Genomic DNA, 13,157 nt, shown 5'->3' on the forward strand with positions numbered 1-13,157 from the left:
TGCCTCCGATTCTCGAAACGAAAGACCTTCCATGAAAAATCTGCGCCTTGGCAACGGGTTCACGACACTTCCCCTGTCGCGGCGACAGTCCATCGGCCTCATGGCGGGGGCTCTTGCCGGTGCCGGGCTGGGCCCGGCCTTCGCGCAAGACGGGGCCGCCGGAGAGGCGTTCTCTTTCGACATCTTGACCGACCGGATGCGCACGAAAAGCCGCAGCGCCTACCGCGCGCCAGAGATCCCCGACCCCGGCCTCGGCGAGCTCGATTACGATTCCTACCGCCTCATCCAGTTCGACCCAGCCCAGGCCCGCTGGAAGGGCGAGGATGCCCCGTTCGAGCTGCATGCCTACCACCTCGGCTGGCTCTTCGCCGAGCCGGTGGAGCTCTATGAGGTCACGGACGGCAGCGCCCGACCGATCACCTTCACCTATGCCGATTTCCAGTATCGCGGCGACCTCGCCGAGGCGGTGCCGGAGGATGCCACCCAGCCCCTGCCCGGTGTCGCCGGCTTCCGCATCAACGCGCCCTTCAACACGCCCGGCCATTACGATGAGCTCGTCTCCTTCCTCGGCGCGAGCTACTTCCGCGCTCTGGGGAAGGACAACGTCTTCGGCATTTCCGCCCGGGGCCTGGCGATCAACACGGCGATGGGCCGCGACGAGGAATTCCCCCGTTTCAGCGCCTTCTGGGTCGAGCGCCCGGCTGACAACGCTGACCGCGTGGTGATCTACGCTTCGCTCGACAGCCCCTCCGTTACCGGCGCTTACCGCTTCGTGCTGCGCCCCGGCGAGACGACGCAGATGGAGGTGACCGCCCGCCTGTTCTTCCGCGAGGCGGTCGACCAGATCGGCGTCGCGCCGCTGACCTCGATGTATCTCTTCGGGCCCGGCGACGAGGGCGAGTTCGACGATTTCCGCGCCGCCGTGCATGACAGCGAAGTGTTGCTGCTCGAGACGGACGCCGAGGACTTCCTGCGCCCGCTGAACAACCCGCCGCATCTCGCGAATTCCTTCATCGGCGCCTACAACCCGCGCGGCTTCGGCCTGTATCAACGCCAGCGCGATTTCGGCGACTACCTCGATTCAGGCGCCTTCTACGAGCGGCGCCCCAGCTTGCGGGTCGAACCCATCGGCGATTGGGGCCAGGGCTTTGTGCGCCTGATCGAGCTGCCCTCGACGCTGGAAGCCAATGACAACATCGTCGCCTTCTGGGTGCCCGAGGCCGGCGCCGCCGCGGGGGACGAGCGCGAGTTCGCCTACCGCCTGCACTGGGGGATGGAACCCGGCCCAGATCGTTCGCAAACCGCCCAAATCGTGCGCACGCTTTCCGGCCACGGCGGTTTTGCCGGCGTTGAGCCCCTGACCGACCGGCGAAAGTTCGTGATCGACTTCGAAGGCGGCCGGCTGGCTGAACTCGATGGCGGGTCGGGCGTTGAGGCCGATGTGACCGCAGGGGGAGGGCAGATTTTGGAAAGCGCGCTGTTCCCCGTTCGCGGCACCGGTCTCTGGCGCCTCGTGATCGAGGTGCAGGGGCCGGAAGGCGGCATTGTCGAGCTGCGCGCGGCGCTCACGCTCGACGACGAGCCGCTGTCCGAGACCTGGCTTTACCAGTGGATGCAGCCATGACCATGAATACGCCCGCCTCCCTCACCTTCATCGCCGCCGAGCTGCCCACTGGCGAGAGCGCCCTCTGGGCGCCGCCCGATGCGCCGATCGACATGCCGCGCCAGGTGCTCGAGCCGGCCCGCCGGGGCTGGTCACTCCGCCGTCTGTGGCCGGTGCGGGATGTGAATGCGTAGCAATACCGCCGCCGCCTCTCCCGGCGCGCAGCCGGTCCTCGCCCGCAGCTTGGCGCTCGGCTTTGCCGGCATCTGCGGGCTGGGGGCGGCGCTGATCCTCGCGCAAGCCTCGGCGGCAGACCACTTTTCGGTCTGGGACGGCATCCGTGTGGCCCTGATCCTGCTCACCACCGCCTGGCTCGCCTGGGGCGCGGCGCAGGTGCTCGTGGGCCTGCCGCGCCACCGCAGCGCCCCGCCCCGCACCGCCGCAGAGCCCGCCGGGCGCACCGTGCTGCTCCTTCCGATCTGCCACGAAGACCCGGGGCCGGTCTTCGCCCGCATCGCCGCGATGGATGCCTCCGCCCGCGAGGCCGGGCTCGACCTCGACATCGCCGTCCTCTCCGACACGCGCGATGGCCCCGCCGCCGCGCAGGAAATGGCGGCCTTCGCGCTGCTGCTGGAGCGGACGGGCGGCGTGGGCCGCATCTTCTACCGTCGCCGCAGCGACAACCGGGGCCGCAAGGCCGGCAATGTTGAGGATTTCATCCGCCGCTCCGGCGCCGCCTATGACTACGCGCTGATCCTCGACGCCGACAGCCTGATGGAGGGCGCGACGATCCGCCAGATGATCCTGCGGATGGATGCCGACCCGCGCCTCGGCCTGCTGCAGACGCTGCCGCGCATCATCGGCGCCCGCTCGATCTTCGGGCGGGCCATGCAGTTCTCCGCCGGCTTCTACTCGCCCGTTTTCGCCCGCGGCCTTGCGCGGATGCAGGCCGGCGCCGGCCCGTTCTGGGGCCACAACGCCATCGTCCGCGTGCGCGCCATGGCAGAATGCTGCGGCCTGCCGGTGCTGAGCGGGCGCCCCCCCTTCGGCGGCACCATCCTCAGCCACGATTACGTCGAGGCGGCCCTCCTCGCACGCGGCGGCTGGCGGGTGGAAGTGGATGACCGGCTCGATGGCTCCTACGAGGAGGGCCCAGAGGATATCGTCGCCTACGCCCGCCGCGACCGGCGCTGGTGCCAGGGCAATCTGCAGCACATCCGCCTGCTCTTCGCGCCCGGCCTGCGCCCGTGGAGCCGCTTCGTCTTCCTCCAAGGCATCATCGCTTATCTCGTCGCCATCTTCTGGGGCGCCTTCCTTGCCGCCTCTGTTCTCGCGACGATCACCACGCCCTCGCCCGACTACTTCCCCGAGGCCTACAACCTCTTCCCGGCGTTCCCCGACGACCGCACCAGCCAGATCGTCGGCCTCGCCGCGGGCATCGGCGGGCTGCTCTTTCTGCCCAAGATCGCCATCTGCGCCGGCGCCGCCCTCTCTCGCCGCGCCCGCGGTTTTGGTGGTGCGTTGCGTGCGCTTCTGTCGATGCTTGCCGAGATATTCCTCTCAACGCTGATCGCCCCCCTGATGCTCGTCTATCAGTCGCGCGCGGTGGGCGAGGTGCTGGCCGGGCATGACGGCGGCTGGCCCGCGACGACGCGCGACGGCGCGCGTATGTCGCTGGCCGAGGGCTGGGTCGCCGGGCGCCGCATCACGGCCTGGGGCGTCGCGCTCATCGTCGCCGCCTTCCACCTGGCCCCGACGCTGGCGCCCTGGCTGCTGCCGGTGGCGCTGCCGATGATCGCGGCGCCGCTGCTCATCGCCGGCAGCTCTGCCCCCGGCCCCCGCTGGCTGTTCCGCGTGCCCGAAGAGGTGAGCCTGCCCCCCGTCGTCGCCCGCTACCGGGCCTATCTGGATCGCTGGAGCTGGACGCCGGCCCCGGGCCATGCGGCGGAGGCGGGCAGCCATGCGGCGATCTAAGCCGGCGCGGACAAGCGCCCCAGCCTCGCCGCTGCCGCGCGGCGAGCGTAACCCGCGCATCGACGCGTTCCGCGGCCTGGCGCTGGTGATGATCCTCATCGACCACATGCCCGGCAATCCCTACGAAGCCGGCACCATCCGCAACTTCGGCTTCTCCGACGCGGCGGAAGCGTTCTTCGTCATGTCCGGTATCGCCGCCGGCCTCGCCTATTCCGGCGGTTTCGAGCGGGCGAGGCGCGGCGAGGCCTCACTCTGGCGCGCCGTCGCCCCGCTCTGGTTGCGGGCGTGGACGCTCTACCTCGTGCAGATCTTCCTGACCGTCTTCGCGCTCGCGGCCTTCGCCTGGGCCGCCGGCACCTTCTGGCGGGCGGAGTTCAACACGATCCATAACACGGGGCTTATCTATAGCGCGCCCCGCGAGGCGCTGCAGGGGCTACTGATTCTGAGCTACCAGATCGGCTATGTGAACATCCTGCCGGCCTATATCGTGCTGCTGCTCGGCGCGCCCCTGGCGCTCTGGGCCGGGCTGCGCTGGCCCTGGGCGGTGATCGCCGTGTCGCTCTTGCTTTGGTATTTCGCCGGGCTCTGGCGCTGGAACCTGCCCAACTGGCCGGGCGGCGGCGGCTGGTTCTTCTCGCCGATGACTTGGCAATGCATCTTCGTCATCGGCCTGATGATCGGCATCCGCCAGCGGCAGGGCCGCCCCCTACTGCGCGCCAACCCCGTGCTGCTGGTGCTCGCTGCGGCCTTCCTCCTCTTCACCCTCGCCTGGCGTCTGGTCCCCGGCCTCGGCGAAGCCATGAACCACCGCATGTGGCAGCTGGGTGAGCTGGGCGTGCCGCCGAACATGGTGACGCACACGAAGACCTACCTCGGCTTCCCGCGCCTGCTGCATATCCTCGCGCTGGTCTACGTGCTCTCCTGCCTGTCCATCGTGCGCCGCGCCGCCGCCACTTGGGTTGCCGCGCCGCTGCGCCTGCTCGGCCGGCAGGGCCTGCTCGTTTTCGCCGCCGGCACCGCGCTGGCGCTCTTGGGCCAGATCGTTATGCGGGTCGAACCCGATGAGACCTGGCCCGCCTGGGCGCTGCCGCCCCTCGCCCTCGCGATCAGCTTCGTGCTCGCCTGGGTAAAGGATCTCGGCCGCTCGGGGGCAGGATCGGCCCGGGCGGCCCGGCAAGCAGGCGCTGCTCCGCCTCCCTGAGCCGGGGCCGTCTCCCGCCGCCTGCATATTTCCCCATCGCCGCCGCGAGCCCGCCCATCAGGGCGGGCCGAGCGCACTCACACCCAAAACCTAAAACCTTTTTCTTGAATCTAACTTTTTTAGATGCCAGCCTGATGACAGATCGGTGACCGCTCGCGGCGCCCGCCAGAGTTCGAGGCTGCCCTTGTCAGACGTCACCGCCCCGCCGGACCTTACCCACGATGTCTCCAGCGTCCCGGCGCGCCCCAAGATCGGCGCGCTCGTCCGCGCTGTCCGCCGACGCCAGAACCTGACTTTGCAGGCGCTCGGCGACGCCTCTGGCCTCTCTGTCGGCTATCTCAGCCAGATCGAGCGTGACATCGCCACCCCCTCGCTCTCCTCCCTCACCCGCATCGCCCATGCGCTCGGTGTCGAGGTCGGCCAGTTCATGCCCGTCCCCCACGGCTCGGGCATCGTAAACCGCGCCGAGAATCGCGAGACGACGTGGATCAACGACGGCGGCATGACCTATCAGCGCCTCCACGGCGACTTCCCCGGCGCCACCTTCTCCGCCTTCCGCATCACCCTGCCCCCCGGCTTCGTGGGCGAGATCGACCGCCATGACGGCGAGGAATTCGTGCAGCTGGAGACCGGCGAGGTCCGCTTCGAGATCGAGGGCCAGCCCCACGCGCTGACCCCCGGCGACACGCTGCACTTCCGCTCCGACATGCGGCACCAGGCCTTCAACACTTCCGCCACCGAGGCGGCGGTGATCTTCTGGCTCGGCACCTCTCCGGTGCTGCGCCTGCGGCAGGAGGACACTCCCCGTGGCTAACGGCGCCCTCTCCCGCCTGCCGCTGGCCTACGTGGGCCAGCGCCTCGTCCTGATGCTCGTGACGCTCTGGGCCGTCATCACGCTGACCTTCTTCCTCATGCATGCCGTCCCCGGCGGGCCCTTCGTCTCGGAAAAGATGCTGGCGCCGGAGATCGAGGCGGCGCTTAACGCCAAGTACGGGCTCGATGAGCCCATCTGGCGGCAGTATCTGAACTACCTCGGCAGCGTGATCACTTTCGATCTCGGCCCGTCGTTCAAGTACCCGGGCATGAGCGTCAACGAGATGATCGCCGAGGGCCTGCCCGTCACCGCGCAGACCGGCCTCCTCGCCGTCCTTTGCGTCGTCGCGCTCGGCGTGCCGCTCGGCGTCGCCGCCGCGCTCAACCGCAACCGCTGGCCGGACACCGCGGTGATGACCATCGCCACCATCGGCGCGGCCATCCCCTCCTACGTCATCGCCACGGTCTGCCTTTACATCTTCGCGCTCCGCCTCGGTTGGGTGCCGGCCTTCGGGCTCGATGACTGGCGCGGCTATTTCCTGCCCGTCTTCGCGCTCTCGGGCTTTTGGCTGAGCTTCATCGCCCGGCTCACCCGCTCGTCGCTCTTGGAGACGCTCGATCAGGATTACATGACGACGGCGCGGGCCAAGGGGCTGAAGCGCCGCAAGATCCTCATCAAGCACGGGCTGCGCAATTCGCTGATCCCCGTCGTCACCATCATGGGGCCGGTCATCGCCAACCTGCTGACGGGTTCGTTCGTGATCGAACAGATCTTCGCCCTGCCCGGCATCGGGCGGCATTTCGTGCTGTCGATCACCAACCGCGATTACACCGCCATAATGGGCATCACCATCTTCTACGCGGCGTTCCTGATGCTGATGATCTTCATCGTCGACATGCTCTACGTCTGGCTCGACCCGCGCATCGACTACCGGAGGCGGGCATGACCGAGCTGACCCCCACCCTCGCGCCTCTCGACGACCCCCGCTGGGCCCTGCTCGAGCGCGAGGACGACGCCGCCGAGATCATCGCCGCCCCGGTGCGAACCTACTGGCAGGACGTGCGCGCGCGCCTCGCGCAGAACAAGCCGGCCATGGCGGGGCTGATCTTCATCATCTTGCTCGTGCTGGCCGCGATCTTCGGGCCGATGCTCTCGCCCCATTCCTACCGGGCGCAGAACCTCTCGCTCGCCAACCTGCCGCCCATCCTGAAAACGCAGGAGGTCGGCGGCGCCGAAGAGCGGCAGCTCGTTTTCGTCAACACCGGCAACCTCAACCTCTACAGCGTCGATGAGGATGGCCATGTCACCGGCCTCCTGCCCGGCGGGCGCAAGGACATGATCAACCGGCAGACGGTCTGGCAGGTCGGCGGCGCCGAGGTGGTGCTCGACTATTCCTCCCTGCCCCCCGTCCTGCAGCAGGAGGGCGGCCCCGGCCTCTCCCCCGGGCCGACCAAGTGGAACCGCACCTATCTTTTCGGCACCGATCAGCTCGGCCGCGACGTGCTGGTGCGCCAGCTTTACGGCGCGCGCATCTCGCTGATGGTGGCCTTCGTCGCGACGCTGGTGAACTTCGTCATCGGCGTCACCTATGGCGGGCTCTCAGGCTATCTCGGCGGCAAGGTCGACCTCGTGATGATGCGCATCGTCGAGATCATCTCGACCATTCCGCTCACGCTCTACGTCATCCTGATGATGGTGGTCCTGCAATCGGGCCTCATCTCGGTGATGCTGGCCATCGGCACCGTCTTCTGGGTGGATATGGCGCGTATCGTGCGCGGCCAGATCCTCACCCTCAAGAGCCAGGATTACGTCGCCGCCGCCCGCACCATGGGCGCACCGACGCGGTGGATCATGGCCAAGCACCTGCTACCCAACACCATCGGCCCGATCCTCGTGACGGCGACGATGCTGATCCCCTCGGCGATCTTCATCGAGAGCTTCATGAGCTTCATCGGCCTCGGCGTGACGCCGCCGCAGGCGAGCTGGGGCACGCTCACCTCCGACGCGGTGGAGACTTTGCGCCGCTACCCGCACCAGCTCTTCTTCCCCGCCACCGCCATCTCGCTGACCATGTTCGCCTTCAACTTCCTAGGCGATGGCCTGCGCGATGCGCTCGACCCGAGGCTGCGCCAATGACCGAGCTTCTGAACGTCACCGGCCTCACGACCTCGTTCCACACCTCGCGCGGGCGGGTGCAGGCGGTGCGGGGCGTGGACTTGACCGTGAAGCCCGGCGAGATCCTCGGCATCGTGGGCGAAAGCGGCTCGGGCAAGTCGGTCACCTGCATGTCCATCCTGCGGCTTTTGAAGCGCGCGGGCCGCATCGAGGGGGGCAGCGCCTTTTTTGCCGGGCGCGACCTGATGGAGCTGGATGAAGACGCGCTGACCGATCTCAGAGGCAACGAGATCGGCGTGATCTTCCAGGACCCGATGTCGTCGCTCAACCCCACGCTGACCGTGGGCGAGCAGGTGATGGAGACGATCCTGCGGCACCGCAAGATCGGCAAAAAGGCCGCCCGCGCCCGCGCCGTCGAGCTCTTCGAGATGGTGCGCATCCCCTCCGCCGCCACCCGCGTCGATGCCTATCCGCACGAGTTCTCCGGCGGCATGCGCCAGCGCGTCATGATCGCGATTGCCCTCGCCTGCGAGCCGAAGCTGCTGATTGCCGACGAGCCAACCACGGCGCTCGACGTCACCATCCAGCGGCAGATCCTGAGCCTGATCAAGGAGTTGCAGGGCCGGCTCGGCATGGCGGTGATCCTCATCACCCACGACCTTGGCGTGATCGCCGAGACCGCCGACCGCGTCATGGTCATGTATGGCGGCATGGTGATGGAGGAGGCGCCGGTCGCCGAGATCTTCGCCCTGCCCCGCCACCCCTACACGCGCGGCCTCATGGCCTCGATCCCCGATCCGCGCACGGCGGGAGAGGGCCGCCTCTCCCCCATCCCCGGCACGCCGCCCGACATGAGCGACCCGCCGAAGGGCTGCCCCTTCGCGCCGCGCTGCCCGGTGGCGATGCGCATCTGCGCCGAAGAGATGCCCCGGCTCTACGAGGCAGGCGGCCCGGCCCACCGCTCGCGCTGCTGGCTGATGGACGAGGCGGCCCCCGCCCGCGCGCCCTACAACACGGAGGACGCCGCATGAGCCTTCTGCAGCTCGAGGGCCTCGCCCAGCATTTCAACGTCGGCGGCGGCCTCTTCTCCAAGCCCGCCAAGCTGCGCGCCGTCGATGGCGTCACCGTCTCGATCCAGAAGGGCGAGACGCTGGGCCTCGTCGGCGAGTCGGGCTGCGGCAAGTCGACCCTCGCCCGCTCGATCATCCGCCTCTACGAGCCGACCGGCGGGCGGGTGATCTTCGACGGCACCGACATCACGCACCTCAGCGAAGCCGAGCTGCGCCCCTTCCGCCGCCGCATCCAGATGATCTTTCAGGACCCGCTCGCCTCTCTCGACGGGCGCATGAGCGTGCGCGAGCTGATCACCGAGCCGCTCGATATCCTCAAGATCGGCACCCCGGCCCAGCGCCGCGAGCGGGCCAACGAGCTTCTGGAGACCGTCGGCCTCTCCGCCGCCCATGCCGGGCGCTACCCGCACGAGTTCTCCGGCGGCCAGCGCCAGCGCATCGGCATCGCGCGGGCCATCGCGCTCGACCCCGATCTGGTGATCTGCGACGAGCCGATCTCGGCGCTCGACGTCTCGATCCAGGCGCAGGTCGTGAACATGCTGGAGGATCTGCAGGCCAAGCTTGGCCTGACCTACCTCTTCATCACGCATGACCTCTCCATGGTGCGCCACATCGCCGACCGCATCGGCGTGATGTATCTCGGCAAGCTGGTGGAGCTGGCGCCCGCCGCCGAGCTCTATGCCCGACCCCGCCACCCCTACACGCGGCTCCTCCTCTCGGCCATTCCCGTGCCCGACCCCGCCGTCCGCAAGGATGCGCCCCCGGCGACCGACGAGGTGCCGAGCCCGCTCGACCTGCCCTCGGGCTGCCGCTTCCGCACCCGCTGCCCGCTGGCCAGCGAGATCTGCGCGAAGGTCGAGCCCGAGCCGCGCGACTTTGGCGGGGGCCATCTGGCCGCCTGCCACCATGCCGATGCGTCGGCACCCACCACTCCCATCACCAACCCGGAGAGAGAGAATGCGTAACCTCATGCTCCCCCTCGCCTTCGCGGCCGCCTTTGGCGCGCCCGCTATGGCGGCAGGGGATCTGACCTACGTGGTCAACAACGAAAGCGCCACCTACGACCCCGGCCTGACGTCGGAGACCTTCGCGGCGCCGATCATCGGCAACACCTTCGAAGGCCTCGTGCGCTTCAACGAAGCCGGCGAGATCGAGCCCGCGATGGCCGAAAGCTGGGAGGTCTCCGAGGACGGGCTGACCTACACCTTCCACCTGCGCGACGCCAACTGGTCCGACGGCCAGCCCGTCACGGCGCAGGATTTCGTCTATGCCTGGACCCGCGTGCTCGACCCGGCCGCCGGCGCCATGAACCCGGCGATGTTCTACCTCATCGACGGTGCCGAGGCCTACTACGCCAACGGTGCCACCGGCGACGTCGCCATCTCGGCGCCCGACGACAAGACCTTCACCTTCACGCTCGCGCAGCGCGTGCCCTACATCATGCAGCTGCTCACCTACACCAACTTCTTCCCCGTCCGGGAAGACATGGTGGAGGCCGATCCCGAAGGCTGGACGCGCTCGCCCGAGACGTTCATCGGCAACGGCCCGTTCAAGGTCTCCGAGTTCAACTTCGGCGAAAGCGTCGTCTTCGAGAAGAACCCCGAGTACTACGATGCGGAGAGCGTCTCGCTCGACACGCTGACCTTCCGCCTCATCCCCGAGCCGACCACGGCGCTGACGGCCTACGAGTCCGGCCAGGTCGACGGGATCGAAGCGGTGCCGGCGCCGGAAATCCCGCGCCTCATGGCGTCGGATGAAGGCTTCATGGTCGTGCCCTCGCTCGGCACCACCTACGCCTTCTTCAACCCCGCCGTCGCCCCGCTCGATGACGTGAAGGTCCGCCAGGCGCTTTCCATGGCGATCGACCGGCAGGAGCTGATCGACTTCGTCATGCAATCCGCCGACGTCCCGGCCCTCGCCCTCGTGCCCTACGGCATGACCATCGACGGCGAAGACTTCCGCGACGGGACCGACACCTTCGGCCTGGCCCCCACGGCCGAGGTCGAGGCCGCGCAGGAGCTGCTGGCCGAGGCCGGCTACCCGGACGGCGAAGGCTTCCCGGAGACGGTGTTCGTCACCTACTCCTCGCCGCCGGTCGAGCGCATCATCGAGGCCATCCAGCAGATGTGGAAGGCCAACCTCAACATCGACGTCGAGATCCAGGCCAGCGAATGGCAGGTCTACTACCCCGAAGTGCAGAAGGTGGAATACCAGATCGCGCAGATGGGCTGGGGCGCCGATTACCCGCACCCGATGACCTTCCTCGACATCTTCCTGTCCGACAGCCCGAACAACCTGGCTGGCTGGCAGAACGAGGAATACGACGCCGAGATCGCCGCCGCCAAGGCCGCGACGGACGAGGCGGAATCGCTGGCCGACATGCGCGAGGCCGAGGCGATCCTCATGAACGATCACATCATCCTGCCGATGTACCACCGCTACGCCTACATGATGATGTCGCCCGAGGTTGAAGGGTTCTGGCGTTCGACGCTGAACGTCCCCTACTTCCGCGACGTGACCATCTCTGAGTAAGCGGCTCGGGGGCGCCCTTCGGGGCGCCCCTCACAAAAGCACCGGGGCGCCCCTCGCCGGGCGCCCCTTCCCCAAAGGAACCCTGGCGCCCCCGGCATTGATCGTGCCGCACCCGCGCCTAGAGTGACCTCAAGGCCGTAGGGCGCCCGCCCTGAAGACCGGCCGCCATCCCCAACAGGAAGGGACCACATGCGCCTCAATTCCCTCATGGCCAGCCTCGCCGCCGGCGTCTCCGTCGTCGCGATGGCCCCGGCCTTCGCCGAGACCCCGGCGGACACGCTCGTCATCGCCGACGCCATCGACGACGTCATCACGCTCGACCCGCATGAAGTGGGCGAGATCGGCGGCGTGCTCGTCTCCACGCAGGTCTACCAGACCCTCGTGACGGTCGACGTCAACGACGCCACCAACATCATGGGCGTCCTCGCCGACAGCTGGGAGATCAGCGACGACGGCCTGACCTACACGTTCCACATGAACCCCGAGGCGACCTTCGCCTCCGGCAACCCGGTCACCGCCGAGGACGCCGCCTACTCCTTCCACCGCATCGTCAAGATGGACGGCCGCACCGCCTTCATCATCACGCAGTTCGGCTTCACGCCCGAGAACGTGGAAGAGCGCGTCGTCGCCCTCGATGACGAGACGCTGCAGATCACCATCGACGAAGCCTACGCGCCGTCCTTTTTCCTCGTGACGCTGTCGTCCTACGTCGGCGCCATCGTCGAGAAGGCCGCCGTGCAGGAGCATGAGGTCGACGGTGACTTCGGCAACGCCTGGCTGAAGACGGGCGAGGAATCCGTGGGCTCCGGCCCGTTCACGCTGGCGCAGTGGGACCCGTCGGTCGCCATCGTGATGGAGCGCAACGAGAATTACTGGGGCGATGCGCCCGAGATGAACCGCATCGTTCTGCGCCACGTCGCCGAGAGCGCCACCCAGCGCCTGCTGCTGGAGCAGGGCGATATCGACATCGCCAACAAGCTCTCGCCCGACGATCACGCCGCGCTCGCCGACAACCCCGATGTCGAGACAATCAACGGCCCCTCCTCGGTCATCTACTACATGGGGATGAACGAGCGCGAAGAGCCGCTCGGCAACCCGCAGGTGATCGAGGCGATGAAATATCTCATCGATTACCAGGGCATGGCCGACACGCTGGCCGCCGGCACGGTAAAGGTCCACCAGACGATGATCCCCGAGGGGTTCCTCGGCGCGGTCGACTACAACCCCTACAGCTACGACCTCGAGCGCGCTCAGGAGCTGCTGGAGGAATCCGGTGTCGAGCTGCCCATCGAGCTCGATATCGTGGTGTGGAACAACGCCCCCTACACCGATTTCGCGCAGGCCCTGCAGGCCACCATGGCGCCCGCCGGGATCGAGCTGAACCTGGAGGTCGTCGACGGCGGCCAGTGGCTCGACCGCTACCGCAACCACGATCTCGACGGCTGGATGGGCCTCTGGGGGCCCGACTACCCCGACCCCCATTCCAACGCCAAGGCCTTCGCGGTGACCGCGGCGGATTCGCCCGATGGCGTGGATACGCTGGCCGACCGCTTCGGCTTCGATCCGGGCGAGCTGTCGCCCCGCACCATGGCCGCCGTGCGCGAGCAGGATGCCTCTGTCCGCCAGAGCATGTATGAAGAGATCCAGCGCGAGCACACCGATATCTCGCCCTTCCTCTACATGTTCCAGGAACAGCGGGCCATCGGCGTGCGTGCCGGCCTCGAAGGCCTGACGCTCGGCGTCACCTTCGCCGACGACCGCTACTGGAACGTCACGAAGTAAGCCTCATAAACCATTGGCCCCGCCGCGCTTTTCCGGGCGCGGCGGGGCCGCCTCCTCCCCGCGGGG

General features: G+C 68.1%; 11 protein-coding genes. All 11 read left to right on the plus strand.

Annotated features, from left to right (window positions below; all coding sequences use genetic code 11):
* Positions 1-31: 31 nt before the first annotated feature.
* The 11 genes from ACXN5S_RS14405 to ACXN5S_RS14455 all read left to right on the plus strand — a co-directional run bounded on the left by ACXN5S_RS14405 (position 32) and on the right by ACXN5S_RS14455 (position 13,091).
* On the plus strand, positions 32-1,624 hold the full coding sequence (locus tag ACXN5S_RS14405; protein ID WP_458606157.1) for a glucan biosynthesis protein: 1,593 nt from the start codon (positions 32-34) through the stop codon (positions 1,622-1,624).
* On the plus strand, positions 1,621-1,797 hold the full coding sequence (locus tag ACXN5S_RS14410) for a hypothetical protein (RefSeq protein WP_458606158.1): 177 nt from the start codon (positions 1,621-1,623) through the stop codon (positions 1,795-1,797). The genes ACXN5S_RS14405 and ACXN5S_RS14410 overlap by 4 nt, the downstream gene beginning before the upstream one ends.
* Positions 1,790-3,577, plus strand: a complete 1,788-nt coding sequence (gene mdoH / locus ACXN5S_RS14415) for a glucans biosynthesis glucosyltransferase MdoH (protein WP_458606159.1) — start codon at positions 1,790-1,792, stop codon at positions 3,575-3,577. The genes ACXN5S_RS14410 and mdoH overlap by 8 nt, the downstream gene beginning before the upstream one ends.
* On the plus strand, positions 3,564-4,778 hold the full coding sequence (locus ACXN5S_RS14420) for an OpgC family protein (protein WP_458606160.1): 1,215 nt from the start codon (positions 3,564-3,566) through the stop codon (positions 4,776-4,778). Before mdoH ends, ACXN5S_RS14420 begins: the two co-directional genes overlap by 14 nt.
* 184 nt (positions 4,779-4,962) lie before the next feature.
* A complete protein-coding gene (locus ACXN5S_RS14425) occupies positions 4,963-5,592 on the plus strand; it encodes a helix-turn-helix domain-containing protein (RefSeq protein ID WP_458606161.1) in 630 nt (209 codons plus the stop codon).
* Positions 5,585-6,538, plus strand: coding sequence for an ABC transporter permease (locus ACXN5S_RS14430; protein WP_458606162.1), 954 nt, complete (start codon positions 5,585-5,587; stop codon positions 6,536-6,538). Before ACXN5S_RS14425 ends, ACXN5S_RS14430 begins: the two co-directional genes overlap by 8 nt.
* Complete coding sequence (locus ACXN5S_RS14435) at positions 6,535-7,728, plus strand: ABC transporter permease (RefSeq protein ID WP_458606163.1); 1,194 nt, start codon at positions 6,535-6,537, stop codon at positions 7,726-7,728. Before ACXN5S_RS14430 ends, ACXN5S_RS14435 begins: the two co-directional genes overlap by 4 nt.
* The gene (locus ACXN5S_RS14440) at positions 7,725-8,738 is read left to right on the plus strand and encodes an ABC transporter ATP-binding protein (protein WP_458606164.1); all 1,014 of its coding nucleotides are present in this window, start codon (positions 7,725-7,727) and stop codon (positions 8,736-8,738) included. The genes ACXN5S_RS14435 and ACXN5S_RS14440 overlap by 4 nt, the downstream gene beginning before the upstream one ends.
* Entirely contained in the window at positions 8,735-9,742 is a 1,008-nt protein-coding gene (locus tag ACXN5S_RS14445; protein WP_458606165.1) for an ABC transporter ATP-binding protein, read from the plus strand. Before ACXN5S_RS14440 ends, ACXN5S_RS14445 begins: the two co-directional genes overlap by 4 nt.
* 4 nt (positions 9,743-9,746) lie before the next feature.
* Complete coding sequence (locus tag ACXN5S_RS14450; RefSeq protein ID WP_458606166.1) at positions 9,747-11,309, plus strand: peptide ABC transporter substrate-binding protein; 1,563 nt, start codon at positions 9,747-9,749, stop codon at positions 11,307-11,309.
* 189 nt (positions 11,310-11,498) lie between these two features.
* Positions 11,499-13,091: an ABC transporter substrate-binding protein gene (locus tag ACXN5S_RS14455; RefSeq protein WP_458606167.1), complete on the plus strand. Its 1,593-nt coding sequence runs from the start codon at positions 11,499-11,501 to the stop codon at positions 13,089-13,091.
* Positions 13,092-13,157 lie beyond the last annotated feature (66 nt).

The sequence above is a fragment of the Pseudoroseicyclus sp. H15 genome (assembly GCF_054353345.1).